This window comes from Angustibacter aerolatus, assembly GCF_054776675.1.
In genome coordinates this window covers 1-920 of record NZ_BAAHBM010000196.1, presented here as the reverse complement: position 1 = coordinate 920, position 920 = coordinate 1, and the positions used below count along the sequence as shown (strand labels likewise).

Genomic DNA, 920 nt, shown 5'->3' with positions numbered 1-920 from the left:
CTGCGGCGCGAGCGACGCGGGCACGGCGGCCGCGGTGACGAGGCTGGCCGCGGGCGCGGTGCCGACGGCGTCGGTACCGCGCACGCCGATGGTCTCGGGGCCGGGGCACACCAGGTCGGTGCGCGTGGCCGCGACGGTGCTCGCGGGCCGGGTGCCGTCGGTGCTGGCGACCGGAGCCACCCGGCGCAGGTCGAGGGCGGGCACACCGGTCAGGCCGACCGCCGCGGCCACGCCACCCGCGAGCACCGCGCCGACGCCGACCCGCACGGCTCCGGCGGCCCTCACGCGGGCTCCCCGTCGGGCCGGGCGGCCGGTTCGCGGCGCACCGGCAGCGCGAGCAGCGGCAGCAGCCCGAGCAGCACGAGCTGCGCGAGCCGCCACCGCGACGCCGCCGGGTCGGACGACCGCACCACGAGGTGGCGCCCCGGGTCGCCGGCCGGCAGGGCGAACGCCTGCTGCCACCCGTCCGGTCCGGCGACGGGGGTCAGCCGCCGCCCGTCGAGCGTGGCGGTGAACCGCGGCGACGCCTGCTCGGCCAGCACCAGCGTGCCACCGGCCGCCGGCACCGACCGGGTGTCGACCCGGGCGTGCGGACCGGACGTCGGCACGGTGGCCACCGGCTCGCCCCCGGCGTCGAGCACCCGGGCACGTGCCGTCTGCGGCGACCCGGCGCCGTCGACGCGCCACAGCTGCCCGGACGTCGAGGACCCGAGCCGGGCCAGGCCGGGCGTCGAGTCGAGCGAGCGCTCGAGGTCGGCCGGCACCGGTGGCGCGACGAGCACGAAGCCCACCCCGAGCCGGCCGAGCAGCGACTCGGTGGCCGACAGGTCCGGTTGCGGCGCGGTGACCGCCGCGACGGCAGCCGCGACGGCGGCGGTGCCGCTGCGGCCGCGCGCGTCGGCGTGCCCGGCGCCGCCGAG

At 81.3% G+C, this 920-nt stretch carries 2 pseudogenes; both read right to left on the bottom strand.

What is annotated here, in order from left to right:
• Positions 1 to 285: pseudogene (locus ACYVI6_RS18765) on the bottom strand (hypothetical protein); the annotation flags it as partial.
• Positions 282 to 920: pseudogene (locus tag ACYVI6_RS18760) on the bottom strand (hypothetical protein); the annotation flags it as partial. The pseudogenes ACYVI6_RS18760 and ACYVI6_RS18765, both read right to left, overlap by 4 nt.